The sequence below is a fragment of the Sinosporangium album genome (assembly GCF_900100605.1).
Taxonomy (GTDB): Bacteria; Actinomycetota; Actinomycetes; order Streptosporangiales; family Streptosporangiaceae; genus Sinosporangium; species Sinosporangium album.
The window spans coordinates 12,258-27,552 of the sequence record NZ_FNCN01000018.1 but is presented as its reverse complement, the minus strand read 5'-3'; the positions used below and the strand labels follow the sequence as shown (position 1 = coordinate 27,552).

Annotated in this window: 16 protein-coding genes and 1 pseudogene; 12 read left to right on the top strand and 5 right to left on the bottom strand. The window is 69.4% G+C overall.

What is annotated here, in order from left to right:
* Nucleotides 1-96 precede the first annotated feature (96 nt).
* Complete coding sequence (locus tag BLQ73_RS18915; protein WP_093171808.1) at nucleotides 97-1,449, top strand: serine hydrolase domain-containing protein; 1,353 nt, start codon at nucleotides 97-99, stop codon at nucleotides 1,447-1,449.
* Nucleotides 1,450-1,476: 27 nt separating this feature from the next.
* Here the strand turns inward: BLQ73_RS18915 and BLQ73_RS18910 are convergent, their stop codons facing one another.
* Complete coding sequence (locus tag BLQ73_RS18910) at nucleotides 1,477-1,815, bottom strand: hypothetical protein (RefSeq protein ID WP_093171807.1); 339 nt, start codon at nucleotides 1,813-1,815, stop codon at nucleotides 1,477-1,479.
* Nucleotides 1,816-2,947: 1,132 nt separating this feature from the next.
* Here BLQ73_RS18910 and BLQ73_RS18905 point away from each other — a divergent pair.
* Entirely contained in the window at nucleotides 2,948-3,670 is a 723-nt protein-coding gene (locus tag BLQ73_RS18905; RefSeq protein ID WP_093171891.1) for a sulfotransferase family protein, read from the top strand.
* A 142-nt stretch (nucleotides 3,671-3,812) separates the two neighbouring features.
* Here the strand turns inward: BLQ73_RS18905 and BLQ73_RS18900 are convergent, their stop codons facing one another.
* Nucleotides 3,813-4,133, bottom strand: a complete 321-nt coding sequence (locus BLQ73_RS18900; protein ID WP_176955541.1) for a BBE domain-containing protein — start codon at nucleotides 4,131-4,133, stop codon at nucleotides 3,813-3,815.
* An 84-nt stretch (nucleotides 4,134-4,217) separates the two neighbouring features.
* Between BLQ73_RS18900 and BLQ73_RS32535 the strand changes: the two genes are divergently transcribed.
* From BLQ73_RS32535 to BLQ73_RS18885, 3 genes and pseudogenes are all read left to right on the top strand, one after another.
* On the top strand, nucleotides 4,218-4,490 hold the full coding sequence (locus BLQ73_RS32535; protein ID WP_093171805.1) for a hypothetical protein: 273 nt from the start codon (nucleotides 4,218-4,220) through the stop codon (nucleotides 4,488-4,490).
* Nucleotides 4,487-4,909, top strand: coding sequence for a hypothetical protein (locus BLQ73_RS18890; RefSeq protein WP_093171804.1), 423 nt, complete (start codon nucleotides 4,487-4,489; stop codon nucleotides 4,907-4,909). The genes BLQ73_RS32535 and BLQ73_RS18890 overlap by 4 nt, the downstream gene beginning before the upstream one ends.
* A gap of 97 nt (nucleotides 4,910-5,006) precedes the next feature.
* Nucleotides 5,007-5,534, top strand: a pseudogene (locus tag BLQ73_RS18885) (helix-turn-helix transcriptional regulator); the annotation flags it as partial.
* Here the strand turns inward: BLQ73_RS18885 and BLQ73_RS18880 are convergent.
* On the bottom strand, nucleotides 5,518-6,654 hold the full coding sequence (locus BLQ73_RS18880) for a methyltransferase (protein WP_245691185.1): 1,137 nt from the start codon (nucleotides 6,652-6,654) through the stop codon (nucleotides 5,518-5,520). The pseudogene BLQ73_RS18885 and the gene BLQ73_RS18880 overlap by 17 nt on opposite strands.
* A gap of 357 nt (nucleotides 6,655-7,011) precedes the next feature.
* On the opposite strand from BLQ73_RS18880, the gene BLQ73_RS18875 reads away from it, so the two are divergent.
* A complete protein-coding gene (locus BLQ73_RS18875) occupies nucleotides 7,012-7,221 on the top strand; it encodes a hypothetical protein (protein ID WP_093171802.1) in 210 nt (69 codons plus the stop codon).
* A 59-nt stretch (nucleotides 7,222-7,280) separates the two neighbouring features.
* Here the strand turns inward: BLQ73_RS18875 and BLQ73_RS18870 are convergent, their stop codons facing one another.
* Together BLQ73_RS18870 and BLQ73_RS18865 are read right to left on the bottom strand one after the other, a co-directional pair.
* The gene (locus BLQ73_RS18870; protein ID WP_093171801.1) at nucleotides 7,281-8,567 is read right to left on the bottom strand and encodes an ArsB/NhaD family transporter; all 1,287 of its coding nucleotides are present in this window, start codon (nucleotides 8,565-8,567) and stop codon (nucleotides 7,281-7,283) included.
* 177 nt (nucleotides 8,568-8,744) lie between these two features.
* Nucleotides 8,745-9,203 carry a CBS domain-containing protein gene (locus BLQ73_RS18865; RefSeq protein WP_093171800.1) on the bottom strand — a complete coding sequence of 153 codons (459 nt, stop codon included), beginning with the start codon at nucleotides 9,201-9,203 and terminating at the stop codon, nucleotides 8,745-8,747.
* Nucleotides 9,204-9,546: 343 nt separating this feature from the next.
* Here BLQ73_RS18865 and BLQ73_RS18860 point away from each other — a divergent pair, with 343 nt between their 5' ends.
* The 6 genes from BLQ73_RS18860 to BLQ73_RS18835 all read left to right on the top strand — a co-directional run bounded on the left by BLQ73_RS18860 (nucleotide 9,547) and on the right by BLQ73_RS18835 (nucleotide 15,259).
* Nucleotides 9,547-10,578: a sensor histidine kinase gene (locus BLQ73_RS18860; protein WP_176955540.1), complete on the top strand. Its 1,032-nt coding sequence runs from the start codon at nucleotides 9,547-9,549 to the stop codon at nucleotides 10,576-10,578.
* Nucleotides 10,565-11,221 (top strand): response regulator, encoded by a 657-nt coding sequence (locus tag BLQ73_RS18855; protein WP_093171798.1) that lies wholly within the window; start codon nucleotides 10,565-10,567, stop codon nucleotides 11,219-11,221. The genes BLQ73_RS18860 and BLQ73_RS18855 overlap by 14 nt, the downstream gene beginning before the upstream one ends.
* A gap of 256 nt (nucleotides 11,222-11,477) precedes the next feature.
* On the top strand, nucleotides 11,478-12,701 hold the full coding sequence (locus BLQ73_RS18850; protein ID WP_176955539.1) for an outer membrane protein assembly factor BamB family protein: 1,224 nt from the start codon (nucleotides 11,478-11,480) through the stop codon (nucleotides 12,699-12,701).
* Entirely contained in the window at nucleotides 12,584-12,991 is a 408-nt protein-coding gene (locus BLQ73_RS35040) for a response regulator transcription factor (RefSeq protein ID WP_420820022.1), read from the top strand. Before BLQ73_RS18850 ends, BLQ73_RS35040 begins: the two co-directional genes overlap by 118 nt.
* 103 nt (nucleotides 12,992-13,094) lie before the next feature.
* A complete protein-coding gene (locus BLQ73_RS18840; protein WP_093171796.1) occupies nucleotides 13,095-13,799 on the top strand; it encodes a response regulator transcription factor in 705 nt (234 codons plus the stop codon).
* Nucleotides 13,799-15,259: a sensor histidine kinase gene (locus BLQ73_RS18835; RefSeq protein WP_093171795.1), complete on the top strand. Its 1,461-nt coding sequence runs from the start codon at nucleotides 13,799-13,801 to the stop codon at nucleotides 15,257-15,259. The genes BLQ73_RS18840 and BLQ73_RS18835 overlap by 1 nt, the downstream gene beginning before the upstream one ends.
* The last annotated feature ends 36 nt before the right edge of the window (nucleotides 15,260-15,295 follow it).

Here is a 15,295-nt window from a genome sequence, read left to right as displayed (position 1 = left end):
GCACCGCGGGCGTTGCCGGGTAGCCTGTGTCTCGCTGGAAGCGGTTACGCGACGGCACGATCGATGACGCAACGATCGATTTCGAAGGGGTCGGGCATGACGGGTGTCGGGGAGGGCGCGGCGCGGGCGCTGACGCGGCGGCTGGCGGTGGAGCAGGCACGCGCGCGGATTCCCTCGGTGGTGGCCGCGGTCGTCAGAGACGGGGCCACCGTGTGGTCGGGCGCGCGCGGCTTCGTCGACGGCGCCGAGCCCACGCCCGCCACGCAGTACCGCATCGGGTCGATCACCAAGAGCCTGGTGGCGGTCGTGGTGATGCGGCTGCGCGACGAGGGCCTGCTCGACCTGCTCGACCCGATCGCCAAGCATCTTCCCGGGCTCCCGGCGGCCGGCGAGGTCACCGTCGGCCAACTGCTCTCCCACAGCGGCGGGCTGACGGCAGAGCCGCCCACCGAGTGGTGGGAGCGCACCCCGGGGGTGGCGCCCGAGGCGCTGCTGGCCGGCCTCGGCGACGACACCGTGCGGCACCGCCCCGGCCGCCGCTTCCACTACTCCAACCTGGGGTTCGGGCTGCTCGGCGAACTCGTCGCCCGCCACCGCGGCATGCCGTGGGAGCGGGCGCTGCATGCCGAACTGCTGGCGCCGCTCGGCATGTCCGACACCACGACGAGGCCGAGGCCGCCGCACGCGACCGGCTACGCCGTACACCCGTGGGCCGACGTGCTGCTGCCCGAGCCCGAGCACGACGCGGCGGCGATGGCGCCCGCAGGGCAGATGTGGTCGACCTCGGCCGACCTGGCGAAGTTCGCCGCGTTCCTCGCCGGGGACACCGGCGGCGTGCTGGCGCGGGCGACGCTCGCCGAGATGCGCGAGCCGATCGTGGTGGAGGACGGCGACGCCTGGACGTCGGGGTACGGCCTGGGCCTGCAGCTGGCCCGGGTGCGCGGCAGGCGGCTGGCCGGCCACACCGGGTCGATGCCGGGGTTCCTGGCGACGGTGTGGGTGGACTCCTCGGACGCCACCGGGGTGCTGTTCCTGGCCAACACCACGGCGGGCGTGGGACGCTCCCTGCCGACGGACATGCTGGCCGTCATGGACGAGCACGAGCCGAGGCTTCCCGAGCCCTGGAGGCCCGTCCCTGCCGATCCGGACCTGCTCGCGCTGACGGGCCCGTGGTACTGGGGGCCGACCGCCTACGTGATGCGGGTGCTGCCGGACCGCGCGCTGTCGCTGACGCCCATCGGCGGGGTCGGCCGCGCGTCGCGCTTCGTGCCCGACGGGCCGGACACCTGGCTCGGCCTCGACGGCTACTACGCGGGTGAAACCCTGCGTGTCGTCAAGGGCGGGGACGGCGTCACCCACCTCGACGTCAACACGTTCGTCTTCACGCGCCGTCCTTACGACCCGGGCGCGCCGGTCCCGGGCGGCGTCGACCCGGACGGCTGGCGCTGACGCCGCGCCGCGGGCACGTCGGCGGGGTCAGGCGGGTGCGCAGTTGAGGCTCACGATCTGCAGGCCGTGTCCGGCGCTCGCCTGGACCACCGCCGACGAGCAGCGCCAGCGTTCGATCCCGAGCATCCGGTAGACCTCCAGTGGGCCGTTCTGGATGCCCGTGGAGGTCCTGGCGCCGTTCTTGGCCTGGCAGCCCAGGCCCACCACCAGAGCCCTGCCGATCAGCGAGACCGGCAGGGCGGTGACGCAGGTATACCCGGGCAGCGCACCGGCGGCGGCCCGGGCGGGCGCGGCGTGTACGGCTGCGCCGAGCGCCGCCGAGGAGAGGGCGGCGGCGAGCGCGGTGGTCGTCCTGCGTCGGGTCACGTCGTGAGGCCTTTCTCGCGCGGCGGGGCCGACCGGTCGCGGTCGGCGTGGACGCCACGCACATACCCGGACGCCGCTTTGCGTAGTCGCCCGGTTGCTCAAAGTCGTGCCGTGCGGGAAGGCGATGAATCGCATCCCCGCGGTGACGACGCTCCGGCGGGGGGTCGTGAAATGTCGTTATTCCGTGTGTAGTCATCCGGGTCGGGGCCTCGGAGGGATACGCCTGATTTCCGCAGAAGTCGGGGGCTTCGGCAAGGTCTGTTTTTTCCCACCTTGGCTGGGATCCTCATCCCCGGCGCGATCGGCGGCATCGCCCCGGCGCCTCCTGTGTTTCAGCGTTGTGGATTGCCGCCTGCCGTACGGCGCCTGCCCGCCCTTGGCGCGTTCCCGCTTGCTCAGGGTCACCTGCCGAAGGGGGCTACCCGGGCAGGGTCGGCTGCTAAACGAGCACATTTGGTGAGATCGTCCTCGGGATTTCCGCCTCAACGTTGATTCAGGAAGCGCTCCCACCTGGAATGACTCGGCGGCGGCGGCGCTCCGCGCGGGCACCGCCGACTCCTCCGCGACTTCCCCGGCCGTCGACCAAGACCATCCGATAACCATAAGGGCGCATATGTCGCCACTGCGCTTTGCTGAAAAGCAACGGCTAGCCGCTCGGCGCGAAATCTCGGCGTTGGACAAGGCGGAATCCCGCATTGCTTATGCCAATGACCGCATGCTGGACGGCGAAGCGTTCTTCATTCGCCTCTACAGCAGCGCCGGCGATCGAATCGACCACCAGCCCGGCGCATGTCGCCTCATATGGTGTGCGCGGCCTCCGGCGAGAGGCCGCGCACACCATATGAATCGAATGGCGGATTGTCGCACCTGGTCGAGCGCCTCGATACCCCGGCTGAGCCGCAGGACCGATACATGGTGAGATCGGACACAGGTGAACGTCCTCGTCCGGCAGTGTGGTCCGCACCCGCGCCGGCTCCTTGCCGGCAGGCCGCGACGGGGCGTCTTCTCCTTCTGGGCTGCCGAATTCGGGACGCCAGCAGGTATTTCCGGCTTGAAATGTCGGAAAATAGACCCGGCCGCAGTTCTTTTATCCTGGATCACGACACGTCATCCGACGGTAAGGGTGCTCGCCATGGTTAAAGTGATCGGCGCGGGATTCCCGCGCACAGGCACCACCTCGATGAAAGCGGCACTGGAGCGGCTGGGGTTCTCCCCCTGCTATCACATGATCGAAGTGCTGACCCACCCCGACCACGTCGACCGGTGGCTGGACGTGGCCGCCGGAAAGATCGCAACGCGCGAAGACTGGGATCGCGTGTGGACGGGCGGCTACCAGGCCACGCAGGACTGGCCCGCCAGCCACTACTGGCGCGAGCTGGCCGAGGTCTACCCCGAGGCCAAGGTCGTGCTCACCGTACGCGACCCGCAGGCGTGGTATCGGAGCATGCGGATGCTGGTGTCCGCCACGAACCACTCGGACTCCCCGGAGGGGCTGCCCGAGCCGATCAGGCAGGCGTTCTCCTCGATGGACCGGCTCCGGCCGTCCCTGAACACGATCGGTCAGACCTACTTCGGTCCGGAATGGCATTTCGGCGAGGACATGAAGGACGCGGAACTGGCCGTGGCGGCATTCCACCGGCACGTGGCGACGGTCCGGGACAGCATTCCGGCCGAGCGGCTGCTGGTGTTCGACGTCCGCGAGGGGTGGGAGCCGCTGTGCGCCTTCCTCGGCGTGGACGTGCCCGCCGAGGAGCCGTTCCCGCACCTGAACGACGCCGAGTCGATGCGGCAGGCGCTTGAGCGGGCGAGGGCGGGGGACGCGTCGGCGTTCCCCTTCCACCTCGCCGACCGCTGATCTGAGGACGGGGGCGGAGTCCGCCCCGATCCTGCACACGTAGTGACCCGGGCGGGCCGGGGCGGTTGCCCGGGTATGCATGCCGACGCGTTCGTGCGGGCGCACCGCGCCCGCACGAACGCCGTCTCCCGCGTCCGGAGGCTTATCCCGCCGGGGGGATTTTGTGGTTGAACCTGAACATGTTGGCGGGGTCGTAGCGCCGCTTGAGCTCGGTGAGGCGGCGGTACACCTCCGGTTCGTAGGCCGCGCGCACCTGCTCCGCGGTGGCGGGGCCGTAGTGGTTGTTGAGGAACGTCCCCCTGCTCCGCTGGGTGTCCAGCACCCGCCGGTGGGTCTCGCCGACCGCGTCCCCGTTGTCCCTGTCCAGGCCGGACAGCACCTGCAGCGCGAAGGCCGCCGACCGGTGGCCGACCAGGGCGTCTGAGGGCTTGGCGAGGGCGCCGCCGAGATGGCGCACCTTCACGATGCACTGGGATCCTCAACCTCGTTTCGTGCGCGGCGGCACGCCGGGCGTAAATGATCTTATTGCAGTATTAGGATTGCGGGCATGGCAGCAAAAGAGACCATCACCGTCACCCTTGACCCCGAGCTCGTGGAGTACGCCAAGTCCCACGCCGCCGACACCCGCTCCTTCTCCGCCTATGTCAACGACGCCCTCGCCGCCAAGGTGCTTGAAGACCGACGCCGACGAGCTCTCCTGCACAACCAGGTCCAGCGGGCGCACACCGAGGCCGACACCGCGCTGGTGGAGCGTCGCATGGCGCACGTCGCCAGGCAGCTCGCCGACCGCCGCCCTCAGGCCGACGAGGACGCTCAGTGACCCTGCCCCCACTCATCCTCGACACCGGCATCCTGACCGAGCTGGGACGCGGCGACCTCAATCTGATGGAGATGATCGCCCGCTGGGACGAGCAGGGCCAGCCCATGGTCATCTCCGCCGTGGCCATCGCCGCCGCGTCACGCGACTACGGCTCCAAGGACTCCGCCGACCTGCTCCTCGGCATCACGACCATGGACCAGATCACGGTCGCCGGGCTACGTGAAGCCGAGCACGGCGTCGTCCTGGCATCGGCGCTCAATCAGACCGGCCTCGACTGGGGCGACGCCCACGTGGCCGCGCTCGCGGACACATCGGTCTGCCCGATTCTCACCCTCGACGGCTCCCAGTGGACCCAGGCTGCGCGTGCCTTCGACGAACCGCTCCACATCATCGAAATCGCCGACCCGCCTGATCACTGACGTCTGAGCGGTCGGGGCGGTTGCCTTGTGCAGAGACTCTCCCGGATCGGGGCCTTTGAGGACAGCAAACGTCCTCAACGTCTGGCACCGTGAGGGTGTGAGCAGAGACCTGCCGGCGCGGATTCTCCGCCTGCTGTCGCTCCTGCAGACGGGGCGCGAGTGGGGTGGGGGTGAGTTGGCCGAACGGCTCGGCGTGAGCGGCCGAACCGTCCGCCGTGACGTCGAACGGCTGCGCGAGCTGGGCTATCGGGTGGACGGGACGACGGGCACCGCGGGGGGATACCGGCTGGCCTCGGGGCGTGACCTGCCTCCGCTGCTGCTGTCGGACGACGAGGCCGTGGCCGTCGCGGCCGGTCTGGCCACGGCGGCGGACGGCACGGTGGCCGACGTCGCCGAGGCGTCGGTGCGGGCTTTGGCCAAGCTCCGGCAGGTACTCCCCTCCCGGCTGCGCGGCCGGGCGGGCGCCGCCACGTCCCGCAGGGTCGAGCCCTACGGCCTGGTGGTGTCGCATGGTCTCTGGTATCTGGTGGCCTACGACCCGGACCGGTCTGACTGGCGCACCTTCAGGGCCGACCGGCTGGCCGACCCGCGCCCCACCGGGCGGCGCTTCACCCCGCGCCGACCCGCCAAAGCGATGTGACTTCCGCAGCGCGGGCGGCGTGGAGGAAATCAGCGCTGTCCCTCGCTCGTGGATGCCGCGGCCTGGTGTCGATTTTGTCCACCACGTGCAGGCCGGCTGCCTTAATACCGGCCAGCAGTTCACTCCGCGTCCTGAGTCCGAGGTGCTCGGCCAAGTCCGACAGGATGAGCCATCCTTCACCTCCGGGTTCAAGATGCGTGGAGAGTCCGTCCAGGAAGTTGCGGAGCATGCTGCTGCCCGGATCGTAGACGCCTTGCTCCACGGCGGAGGTGGGCCGGGCCGGAATCCAGGGCGGGTTGCAGACGACGAGGTCTGCGCGCCCGTCGGGAAAGTGGCCGGGGCCCACGACGTCGATGCGCCCGGTGAAGTGCAGTCGGCGGACGTTCTCGCGTGCGCAGTACAAGGCACGCGGGCTGATGTCTGTGGCCACGATGTGGTCGATCCCCCGGTGAGCCAGGACGGCTGCGAGCACTCCCGTCCCCGTCCCGAGGTCAAACGCGGTGCGGCGACCCGCGCGATGGTCCGCCGGAGTGGGAAGCGGTGCATGTGCAATGAGGTCGACGTATTCGCCCCTGACTGGGGAGAACACGCCGTAGTGCGGGTGAATACGAGCTTCGAGAGCCGGTACCTCCACGCCCTTGATGCGCCACTGATGCGCTCCGATCACGCCCAGCAGTTCTGTGAGCGAGACGGCCATCGGCTCGGACGGCGGACCGTACGCCTCAGCGCATGCTTGACGCACATCGGGGGCTCTGCGCAGGTTCAGGCAGTGGTCGTCTTCCAGTAGAACGAGGAGCCTGCCCAGCACGTGGGCGCGGTGGCTGCGGGCCCGGCGGTGCAGGTGGAAGGACTCTGCCGGGCTGCCGCCTTGCCGGGAAGGTTTCCGGTCGATGCGGCGGCTCATCGCATGCAGTAGCTGACGTGCGTTGTAGAAGTCGCCTCGCCACAGCAAGGCGGTGCCTTCGCAGGCCAGACGGAAAGCAGTGTCGGCTTTCATACGGTCGTCCGCGTCGATGACCCGGCTGGGAGGCGGGGTCGCACTCTCGGAATGCCAGTGAGCGGAACGGAGGATGCCTGTCTCGGTCCAGTGGATGGTGGACACCATGTACTCCTCGTGATCGAACGTGCAGGGGCACGAAGAGCGCTTCAACGAGGAGCAGGGCAAACGGCCGCAAACGGCCCGTGCTGCAGCACGGGCGCGCATGTCAGGGCAGGTAGGGCTACCGCTCCCGCGTCGAAGCGCGAGAGGAGAAATCGCCGAGAACCATGCCGAGCGTCACGACCAGCCCTTTCAGAGAGACGACGTAAGAGGGTCGCACAACCGTTCCTCCGCAGGCAAACCAGCGCATGGGTCTCGGTGTCCTAGCTCAGACACCAGCCGCAAAGTAGATCGCGGGTAGCCGGATGTTTCCTGGAGTGCATCGCCACCACGATCCTCGAGGTCGACCGGGACGAGGGCACCGTGCGCCGGTATGGCGACGGCGAAGCCGGCTACCGCGCCGCGAAGGCCGCCGCCCGGCGCGGAGCGGCGGTACGCGGATCGTTCCGATGTTCCTCAACCCCCGTTCCCGCCGCGGCCTTTGCTGGCTGGGGGCGCGAGCCGTACGACGTGGTCGCGGAGGGCGGGGGTGAGGTCCGCTTGGAGCAGGTGGAGACGATGCCGATCACATGAAGGCGTTTCACGTGGATGAGACGTGCGCCCCGGAAGATCGGTTCAGGGGATAGGGCGGATCACATGAAGTAGCGCAGCCATACGTAGATCCAGGCGAGGATCATGCTGAGCACGGTGACGACGATGCCGTACTTGGTGAACTGCCAGAAGCTGACCCGGTGCCCGGAGCGCGCGGCGATGCCGATGGCGACGACGTTGGCGCTGGCGGCGACGGCGGTGCCGTTGCCGCCGAAGTCGGCGCCGAGGGCGAAGGCCCACCACAGGGCCTGGCCGGTCGCGGGGTCGGGGGCCTGGGCGACGAGTCCTTCGACGATGGGCGCCATGGTGGCGACGTAGGGGATGTTGTCGAAGAACGCGCCGAGGACGCCGGAGCCGAACAGGAGCGCGGTGGCGGCGCTGAAGTAGTCGTTGCCGAAGGTGTCGATCGCCCAGGTGCCGATGGCGGCGATGACGCCTGTGTGCATCAGCCCGGCGACCATGACGAACAGCGCCATGAAGAACACCAGGGTCGGCCACTCGACCTCTTCGAGGACGTCGGAGGTGTTGGCGCGGGAGACCAGCATCATGACGCCCGCGCCGACGAGGGCGACGATGGACGGCTCGATGTGGAGGACCGTGTGCAGGGAGAAGGCGACGACGACGAGGCCGAGCACGATGAGGCAGCGCCGCAGGAGCGCGGGGTCGGTGATGGCCCGGCGTTCGTTGAGGGCCATGACGGCGGCGACGCGCTCGGGGTGGTATTCGAAGGATTTGCGGAACAGCACCCTGGTGAAGACCACGAACAGGGCGAACACGACGACCACGATGGGCGCCATGTGGATGAGGAAGTCGTTGAAGCTGAGGCCCGCCCGGCTGCCGATGATGATGTTGGGCGGGTCTCCGATGAGGGTGGCGGCGCCGCCGATGTTGGAGGCGAGGATCTCGGCGATGATGTACGGCTGGGCGGGGATGTTCAGCCGGTCGCAGATGACCACCGTCACGGGCACCACCAGCATGATGGTGGTGACGTTGTCGAGGAACGGTGAGGCGACGGCGGTGATGGCCATCAGCATGACCATGAGCCGATATGGTCGGCCTTTGGACTTCTTGGCGGCCCAGATGGCCAGGTAGTCGAACAGTCCGGTCTGCTTGATGATCCCGACGATGATCATCATGCCGAGCAGCAGGAAGATGACGTTCCAGTCGATGCCCTCGTGCTCGGAGAAGAAGACGTCCGAGCCGGGGATCAGCGCGAACACCGCCATGGCGCCCGCGGCGACCAGGGTCACCTTGACCTTGTTGACCTTCTCCGTGGCGATGAAGAAGTAGGCCGCCACGAAGATGGCGAGGGCGAGGGCAGCGCTCATCGGCCGCGCCCCGGCGGACCCGTGCGGATACGGCCTTTGGCCAGGTCGCAGCGTATGGTCAATCGGGTTGCGGCATGCATGGGACTACCTCCGAGCGTTGTGCGCACTGCGGCGTCGGGAATGGAACGGGACGGTGGTCAGCGGCACACGCCCGGCGCGGGGCAGCGGCGCGGGGGCTCAGTCGCCGGGGCCGACCACGGCGAGGCTGGTCAGCAGTCTGGCCAGCGTGATCGCGCCGATGAGGGTGCCGTCGCGGTCGATCACGGCGACCAGCGGGCTGCGCAGCCGCGCCATGAGCGCGGCCACCTCCAGGAGGTTCGCGTCCGGCTGCACCAGCACGGGCCTGGCGGGCTGGCTGGGCAGGCAGTCGCCGACGGTGAGGTTGCCGAGTTCCTGCCAGAACAGGTCGGCGTGGCTCTCGTCGACGGCGCGGCACAGGGCGGGGTCGGCCTGGTAGGACTCGGGGATCGCCAGGCGCAGCACCTGGGTGCCGGGGAGCACCGTGCGGGGGCGCCCGGCGTCGTCGACGACGATCAGTCCGGGGAGGCGGCCGACCGCCATGACCCGTACCGCTTTGGTCACGGGGTCGTCGGCGGTCACCGTGGGGAGGTTGACGGCGATGTCACGTGCTTGCATGGCACCATCCCGAGGGAAGGGGTGAGTGGTGGTCGTGGGCGCGGTCACGGCGCACCTCCCGTGTGCCGCGGGGAGCCCGCGGGGGTGGCTCCGCCGTACGGCATGGGCGTGGCGTGGGCGGTTGCCGGGCCGCGCAGTGCGTGGGGCAGGATTGTCGTGATCACGGCTCTGACCTCCGGTTTCTTGAGGGACTCACCGCTTTGTTTGAGTATTCAAGGATTCATGTGTCGATCGGTATCGGGCGTGACACCCATTTCCGGTGGGGTCCGATATGCAGAAGGCTTGCGGGGATGGGTGGCGATGCGGATGGACAGAACGCCCCGCCGGTGGCAAAGCTCGACCTATGAGCGAGCGCATTTCAGGACACCTGAGGCGGCGCTTCGGCATGCCCGGCCCCGGAACGCCGGCCCAGCGGCTGTACCGGCGGCTGTTCATGATGAACGGGCTGGTGTTCACCCTGGGCACCCTGGTGCTCGCCGTGTCGCCCGCCACCGTCTCCTCGCCGGTCCTGCTGGCCGAGGTGCCCGTGCTGACCGTGGGACTGGCGGTGATCCTGGCCGTCAACGCGCTGGTGCTGCGTGCGAGTCTCGCCCCGCTGGCGGCCCTCACCGCGCTGATGCAGCGGGTCGACCTGCTGGACATGGACGACCGCGTCCTCGACCGCGGCAACGGGGACCTCACCCAGGTGATCGAGACCTTCAACGCCATGCTCGACCGGCTGGAGGCCGAACGCAGTTCGGACAGCGCTCACGCGCTCGCCGCCCAGGAGGCCGAGCGGCAGCGCATCGCGCGCGAATTGCACGACGAGATCGGGCAGAGCCTGACCGTGGTGCTGCTCGGCCTCAAACGCACGGTCGACCGCGCCCCCGCCGACCTCGCCGAGGAGCTGCGGGCCGTGCAGGAGACGGTGCGGACCAGCCTGGACGAGGTACGGCAGGTCGCACGCCGGCTGCGTCCGGGAGTCTTGGAAGACCTCGGGCTGCAGAGCGCCCTCAGCGCGCTGAGCAGCGACTTCTCGCAGATGAGCGGGGTTCCGGTGGTCAAGCGGGTGGACCACGCGCTGCCCGAGCTGAGCTCGGAGACCGAGCTCGTCGTCTACCGGATCGCCCAAGAGGGCCTCACCAATGTCGCCCGGCATGCGCAGGCCGACACCGTGGAGCTGTCGCTGACCAGGACGGGAGGCGCACTCACCCTGCGCATCAAGGACAACGGCCGCGGCGGGGTCAAACCGGACGGCGCCGGCATCCGCGGCATGCGCGAGCGGGCCCTGCTGATCGGCGCCAGGCTCACCGTGGACTCACCCCCGGGCGGGGGCACCGACGTGCGCCTCGTCATTCCCGGTACGGCAGAGCGGAGGCTCGATGAACACCTCTAAGACCCGGATCCTGCTGGCCGACGACCACGCCTTGGTGCGCCGGGGCCTGCGGCTCATCCTCGACGCTGAGCCCGACCTCGTCGTGGTGGCCGAGGCGTCCGACGGCGCCGAGGCGGTCGAGGCGGTGGCGTCGGGCGGGATCGACCTGGCCGTGCTCGACGTGGCGATGCCCCGGATGACCGGCATCCAGGCGGCCAGGGAGATCTCCCGGCGCGCGCCGGAGGTGCGCATCCTCATCCTGTCGATGTACGACAACGAGCAGTACTTCTTCGAGTCCCTCAAGGCGGGCGCCTCGGGATACGTCCTGAAATCGGTCGCCGACCAGGACCTGCTGGAGGCGTGCCGGGCCGCCATGCGCGGCGAGCCGTTCCTCTACCCCGGCGCGGTCACCGCCCTCATCCGCGACTACCTCCAGCGCGAGGCCCGCGGCGAACGCGTCCCCGACAGCATCCTCACCCCCCGCGAAGAGGAGATCGTCAAACTCATCGCCGAGGGCAACTCCGCCAAGGAGATCGCCGAGACCCTCGTCATCAGCGTCAAGACCGTCGACCGCCACCGGGCCAACATCCTCCAGAAGCTCGGCATGCGCGACCGCCTCGAACTCACCCGCTACGCCATCCGCGCCGGCCTCATCGAACCCTGAACCCGGATGCGGCGCAGAAAGTTCGACATTGATGAGGTGAGGAGGGCCTGTCATGCGGCCCGACCCTGGTGAGCATCGGGTTCTGCAAGAATCGGGAGATCGTTTGTCTGGTGAACGAGAGAAGCCGGGTGAGATGCAGTCGGCTCCGCGAACGGAGAGGTGAGAAGAGGCGATGGTCTCAGACGTGGTGTCTGGATTCGGAGATCCAGGACGCAGCGGTGTCTACCGAACCGGCGGGGTGACCAGACGGCCTTCTGTGGCGTGGCGCGCCGACACCGGGGCTGCGGTCCTGTCCACGCCGGTGCTCGTTGATGACATGCTCTACGCCGTCGATGTCCGAGGTGTCGTGCACGCTTTCGACGCGGCGGACGGCACCTCGCAGTGGCGGTCCGACGGTGTCGATGCGGAGTGGGATCAACTCGACCCATTGATCACTACGGCGCTCGCAGTCTGGGGTGATCTGCTGTTCCTCCCGGATCAAGAGTATGAGGGCTGCGTCTTCGTGCACGATCGGTCGACCGGAGAGTTGCTCCATCGCCTTGAGGGTGGTGCCGGGTGCTGCACGATTGTCGGCGACATCCTGCTGCTCACCGACGTGAGTGATGGCGTCCGGGCGCTGGATCTGCCGGGGCTCACGCTGCGCTGGCACAACGAAACCCGGACTGGTCTACTCGAGGCGGGCCCGGCCATTTCAGAATCCGGAGTGGCGTTCGCGGCGTTGGGCTTTGAAGGGCATCACACGCACAGCGGTGTGGTGGCCTTCGATGTGTCCTCTGGAACCGAAGTCTTCCAGGTTGGTGACGACCAGGGCGGACGGTGCCCGGTAGAGACCGAAGTTCTTTCTCCAGAGGAAGACGACTTCGACGATGAGGGCCCGAGCGATTGGGTGTTGTTCGGCCAAGCGCACCCTGTGGTGGCCGAAGGCCTGGTCTGGATGCCGGTCCGTCGAGAACACCATGACGACGGCTTCCACCCAGCGCCATACATCAGCGCCGAAGTGGTCGGCCTTGACCCGGCGACGGGTCAACGCCGGTGGTTGTTCCAGCTCGACCCTGGCCTGTGGTCGGAGGTGTACGGGGCGGTCGCCGTTGCCGACGGTTCTGTCTTCTTCACCGCACTGCAGGGCGGTGATCCCGAAGTTCAGGAACAGCCGGCTGGTGACGTCATGTTGTATGCCGTGGACATCGCGACTGCCCGGCCGGCATGGACTGCTCGTTTGCCCGGATCTCCTGTGGGGTCGCCTGTGCTTTCCGGTGGGCTGCTCTACGTCGCGATGCGAAACGGCACGGTAGCCACCTATCATGCGGCTACCGGCGAGCTCGCCTGGTCGCTGGACATCGACGAGAAGATCGTCGGCAGTCAATACGAGCTCGGCGCGGAGCACTACGGGGAGGACTACGAGGAGGAGAGCCTTGCCGTCCTGCCCGCAGACGGAACGGTCTATGTGCGCACCCGTGCAGGTATCTTCGCGCTGCGATAAGGCACGAGGGTGGGCCAGGGCGTGGGCGGCGCCTTGATCTGCACCTACTCCGCCTGACCGGCACCGTTCCGGTCGCGGAGCCACGGCCGCGGCCACGCGACCGGAACGGGTCAGGGGCGCTCGGAAAGCAGGGCGACGAGGGCAACTCCGCCAAGGAGATCGCCGAGACCCTCGTCATCAGCGTCAAGACCGTCGACCGCCACCGGGCCGACATCCTCCAGAAGCTCGGCATGCGCGACCGCCTCGAACTCACCCGCTACGCCATCCGCGCCGGCCTCATCGAACCCTGAACCCTGAATCCGGATCTCCGACCGGCCGGCCTTGACCGGGGAGGCGCCGTCCGTGCGGCGTTCTCTGAGGCTGGGCTTATGCCGGGCCCCCTATAACCCTGACATGGACGAATCCCTCCCCTCGACCGTGCTGGTCGTCGACGACGAGCCGAGCATCCGCGACCTGCTGTCGGAGGCGCTGAGCCTGAGCGGCTTCAGCGTGCGGACCACCTCGTGCGGACGCACGGCGCTGAAGGAGATCGAGCGGGCGCGGCCCGACATCGTCGTGCTGGACGTGATGCTGCCCGACATCGACGGATTCTCGGTGGTGCGCAGGCTGCGCGACGCACCCGGCAACCCGCCGGTGCTGTTCCTGACCGCCAAGGACGCGGTGGGCGACCGGATCGCCGGCCTCACGGCCGGGGGCGATGACTACGTCACCAAGCCCTTCAGCCTGGAGGAGGTGGTGCTGCGGCTGCGGGCGATCCTGCGGCGCACCCGGCCGCCGGAGGAGCAGGCCGGCGATGACGGGGTGGTGCGGTACGCGGACCTGGAACTGGACGAGCAGGCCCACGCCGTACGGCGGGCGGGGCGGCCGATCCACCTGTCCCCGACGGAGTTCGCCCTGCTGCGCTATCTGATGATCAACGCCGAGTGCGTGGTCAGCAAGACGCAGATCCTGGAGCGGGTGTGGGACCACGGCTTCGGGAGCGACAGCCGGATCGTCGAGTCCTACATCAGCTACCTCCGGCGCAAGATCGACACCGAGGGCCGGCCGCTGATCCACACCGTGCGCGGTGTCGGCTACCGCCTGTCCCTGCCGTCGTGATGCGGACCGGCCGCCCCCGGCCGCTGCGGCTGCGGCTGCTGGCGGCTCTGCTGGGCCTGTCCGCGCTGGGGCTGGCGGTCTTCGCCGTGTCCGGCGTGCTGGTGCTGGAGCGGTCGCTGCTGAAACGGGTGGACACCCAGCTTCGCGACTTCGCCAGGACCATCGGCCTGCGTCCGCCGCCCGCCGCGCCGGCCAGGCCACCGGGGAACCTGGAGCTGCCGAGCCAGTTCCAGGTGGCCTTCTACTCCCCCACCGGGTCCTTGGCGCGCCGGCTGCCCACCGGCTCCCCCGATGGGCCGGACCTCACCGCCGAGGCCGTCTCCACGGTGTCGCGCCGGCCGTTCACGGTGGCCGGCCGTACGGGCGAGCGGGAATGGCGGGTGCTGCTGGAGAGCCTGCCCAGCGGTGAACGGGTGGCGGTGTCGATGTCGCTGGAGTCCAACCAGGCGACCGTGCGGCAGCTGCTGGTCATCGAGGTGGCGGTCGGCGCGGTGGTGCTGACGCTGCTCGGCGCGCTGGCCTGGGCGGTCGTGCGGCTGGGGCTCCGCCCGCTCACCAGGATGGAGCGTACGGCCGAGGCCATCGCGGCCGGCGACATCGACCGCCGGGTCGCCGACGCCGACCCGCGCACCGAGACCGGGCGGCTCGGGCAGGCGCTGAACATGATGCTGGAGCGCCTGGCCGCGGCCTTGCGCGCCCGGGAGCAGTCGGAACGGCGGCTACGGCACTTCGTGGCCGACGCCTCCCACGAGCTGCGCACCCCGCTGACCTCGATCCGGGGCTTCGCCGAGCTGTACCACCACGGGCAGGAGGCCCGGGATCCGCTGGCCGAGCGGCTGCTTCGCCGGATCGAGAACGAGGCCGGACGCATGGGCGTGCTCGTGGAGGACATGCTGCTGCTGGCCCGGCTGGACGAGGAGCCGATGCTGGAGCGCAGCACGGTCGACCTGCGTGTGCTGGCGGGCGACGTGGTGCACGCCGCGCGTGCCCGCGACTCCGGGCGGCCGATCACGCTGGAGGTTCCGGCCGAGGCGGTGCTCGTGCTCGGCGACGAGCACCGGCTGCACCAGGTGATGGCCAACCTGGTCGGCAACGCCATCACGCACACCGATCGCGGGACACCGGTTCATGTGCGTGTCGCGCATCGGCCCGCCACGGGCGAGGCCGTGCCGGACGGGCAGTCGCCGGGCGGGCAGGTGGCGGGCGGGGCGGTGGCGGCCGTGGTGGAGGTCCGCGACGAGGGCGAGGGAATCGACGCCGGGCATCTGCCGTACATCTTCGACCGCTTCTACCGGGCCGATCCCAGCCGCTCGCGCGCCCACGGCGGCACGGGCCTGGGGCTGGCCATCGCCGCCGCCCTGGTCGAGGCGCACCGGGGCCGGATCGAGGTGGCGAGCGCTCCCGGCCGGGGGACCACCTTTCAGGTCCTGCTGCCCTGCGAGCGGTCCCCGGGCGACTGAGCCGCGGGCTGTTCACCTCCGATTCGGGGTTCACCG

Coding starts and splice junctions, on each gene's coding strand:
- BLQ73_RS32535 (WP_093171805.1), top strand. CDS start 4,218: ATGGCAGCAAAAGAGACCATCACCGTCACCCTTGACCCCGAGCTCGTG.
- BLQ73_RS18870 (WP_093171801.1), bottom strand. CDS start 8,567: ATGAGCGCTGCCCTCGCCCTCGCCATCTTCGTGGCGGCCTACTTCTTC.
- BLQ73_RS18860 (WP_176955540.1), top strand. CDS start 9,547: ATGAGCGAGCGCATTTCAGGACACCTGAGGCGGCGCTTCGGCATGCCC.
- BLQ73_RS18880 (WP_245691185.1), bottom strand. CDS start 6,654: ATGGTGTCCACCATCCACTGGACCGAGACAGGCATCCTCCGTTCCGCT.
- BLQ73_RS18835 (WP_093171795.1), top strand. CDS start 13,799: ATGCGGACCGGCCGCCCCCGGCCGCTGCGGCTGCGGCTGCTGGCGGCT.
- BLQ73_RS18840 (WP_093171796.1), top strand. CDS start 13,095: ATGGACGAATCCCTCCCCTCGACCGTGCTGGTCGTCGACGACGAGCCG.
- BLQ73_RS18865 (WP_093171800.1), bottom strand. CDS start 9,203: ATGCAAGCACGTGACATCGCCGTCAACCTCCCCACGGTGACCGCCGAC.
- BLQ73_RS18915 (WP_093171808.1), top strand. CDS start 97: ATGACGGGTGTCGGGGAGGGCGCGGCGCGGGCGCTGACGCGGCGGCTG.
- BLQ73_RS18855 (WP_093171798.1), top strand. CDS start 10,565: ATGAACACCTCTAAGACCCGGATCCTGCTGGCCGACGACCACGCCTTG.
- BLQ73_RS18905 (WP_093171891.1), top strand. CDS start 2,948: ATGGTTAAAGTGATCGGCGCGGGATTCCCGCGCACAGGCACCACCTCG.